Annotated in this window: 3 protein-coding genes; all 3 read right to left on the reverse strand. The window is 74.4% G+C overall.

What is annotated here, in order from left to right:
* The coding region (locus tag DKL51_RS29920) for an HpcH/HpaI aldolase/citrate lyase family protein (protein WP_260428714.1) at positions 1–509 on the reverse strand (509 nt) is incomplete at its 3' end.
* Positions 509–1696 carry a CaiB/BaiF CoA transferase family protein gene (locus DKL51_RS29925; protein ID WP_109948190.1) on the reverse strand — a complete coding sequence of 396 codons (1188 nt, stop codon included), beginning with the start codon at positions 1694–1696 and terminating at the stop codon, positions 509–511. The genes DKL51_RS29925 and DKL51_RS29920, both read right to left, overlap by 1 nt.
* Positions 1696–2288: SUMF1/EgtB/PvdO family nonheme iron enzyme (locus DKL51_RS29930; protein WP_148097885.1), on the reverse strand; the 593-nt coding region annotated here is incomplete at its 5' end. The genes DKL51_RS29930 and DKL51_RS29925, both read right to left, overlap by 1 nt.

Raw genomic sequence — 2288 nt, forward strand, 5'->3', positions numbered from 1 at the left:
GCTCTGGGCGCGCGGGCCGCGACCACCACCCGGCCGCGCGCCCAGAGCAGGCCGTCGTCGTCGGTGACGCCGAGGTCCGAGCGCAGGTCCGCCTCGCCGAGCGCGAGGGAGGCGACCGCCGGGTGCGCGCGGGCGATGTCGTACGCGGACTCCAGCCCGGCGGCGGACTCGATCAGCGGATGCAGCGGCGTGTCCACGCGGGCGGCCAGAGCGGCGACGGTTGCCGGGGACTCCACCTTGGGCAGTCGGAGCCCGGCCAGCCCCGGCGCGCCGGCCACGGCGGCCAGGTCGGCGTCCACGTCCGGCCCGGTCAGCTCGTTGACCCGGACCTGGACCGGCACGGGCTGCGGCTCGCGGAGGAACTGGGCGACGGCCTGTCGGGCGTACGCCTTGCGGCCGGCCACCACGGCGTCCTCCAGGTCGAGGATGACCCCGTCCGCGCCGGAGGCGACAGCCTTCGCGAACCGGTCGGGCCGGTCGCCGGGCACGTAGAGCCAGGTGAGCAGCATCAGATCGCGCCCCGCTCGCGCAGCTCGGCCAGCTCGGCGTCGGTCAGGCCGAGCGACCGGTACACCTCGTCGGTGTCCTGGCCGTGGCGGCGGCCCGCGTGTCGGATCCGCCCGGGGCCGGCCGACAGGCGGAACGGCACGTTCTGCATCCGTACCGCGCCGAGCTCCTCGTCGGGCACGGTGACGACGGTGCCGAGCGCCGCGTACTGCGGGTCGGCGAGGATGTCGCGGACGTCGTAGACGGGGGCGACGGCGGCCTGCGCCGCCTCGAACGCGGCCACCACCTCGTCCCGGTCGCGCTGCCCGACCCAGGCGCTCACGGCGGCGTCGAGTTCGTCGGCGTGCGCGGCCCGGCCGCTGCCGGTGGCGAACCACGGCTCGTCGATCAGCTCGGGACGGCCGACCAGCTTCAACACCCGTTCGGCGATGCTCTGCGCGCTGGTCGACACCGCCACCCACCGGCCGTCGGCGCAGCGGTAGGTGTTGCGGGGCGCGTTGTTGTTGGACCGGTTGCCGAGCCGGGGCTGGACGTAGCCGAGCTGGTCGTACCAGGTGATCTGCGGGCCGAGCATCGCCATGATCGGTTCGATGATGGCAAGGTCGACCACCTGACCCTGACCGGTCAAGTCCCGACCGCGCAGCGCCAGCATCACCGCGTACGCGGCGGCCAGCGCGGTGACCGAATCGGCCAGCCCGAACGGCGGCAGGGTGGGCGGCCCGTCCGGTTCCCCGGTCGCGGCGGCGAAGCCGCTCATCGCCTCGGCGAGGGTGCCGAACCCGGGCCGGGACGCGTACGGGCCGGTCTGGCCGAAGCCGCTGATCCGGGCGATCACCAGGCGCGGGTTGACCGTATGCAGCTCCTGCGGCCCGAGGCCCCAGCGTTCCAGGGTGCCGGGGCGGAAGTTCTCCACCAGCACGTCGGCGTCGGCGAGCAGCCTGCGCAGCAGCTCCGCCCCCGCAGGATCGGAAAGGTTACAGGTGACGGTCCGCTTGTTGCGGCCCAGCACCTTCCACCACAGGCCCACGCCGTCCTTCGCCGGACCGTGCCCGCGCGACGGGTCGGGCTTGGCCGGGTGCTCCACCTTTATCACGTCGGCGCCGAAGTCGCCGAGGAAGGCGGCGGCGAGCGGCCCGGCGAACAGCGTGGCCAGGTCGACGACCTTGATCCCGTCCAGTGGTGCGGTCATCACGCCTCCCCCGGCAGGTCCGCCGCACAACGGAAGCCGATCGACTCGGAACGGCTCAGCCCCGCCCCGGTGAGCAGCAGCTTCACCGACACCTCGGGCGGCTGCGGGCCGCCGTCGAGGTACCAGTCGGAGCCCTCGGCTCGGTACGCGCAGCCGCCCTTGAGGATGACGAACCGGGTACGGCCGTCGGAGTGTTCGCTCTCGGTCAGGTTCCACACCAGCGGTTCCCGCCGGGCCAGCAGTCCCGCCTCGGCGGCCACCTGCCACTCGTCCTCGGTCGGCAGCCGCAACCCGGCCCAGTCGGCGTACGCCCGGGCGTCGGCCAGGTCCACGCCGGTGACCGGGGCGTCGGCGGGACCCCGGCCGGCGGTGAACCGTTCCGGTCGGACCGGGCGGTAGCCGGTGGCGGCCAGGAACCGCGTGTACTGGCCGTGGGTGACCTCGTGGGTGTCGATGGCGAAGCGGCTGAGACGGACCGGGCGGTGCTGGGTGCCGGTGTGGTGCAGGCGGGGCGGCAGCGGCTTCCACTCGTCGACGTAGGGCGCCTCCCCGTACAGCCCGGTCTCCCGGACCCGGTGCCGGACGACCAGGT

The sequence above is a fragment of the Micromonospora globispora genome, from assembly GCF_003857015.1.
GTDB classification, from domain to species: domain Bacteria; phylum Actinomycetota; class Actinomycetes; order Mycobacteriales; family Micromonosporaceae; genus Micromonospora; species Micromonospora globispora.

Coding starts and splice junctions, on each gene's coding strand:
- DKL51_RS29925 (WP_109948190.1), bottom strand. CDS start 1,696: ATGACCGCACCACTGGACGGGATCAAGGTCGTCGACCTGGCCACGCTG.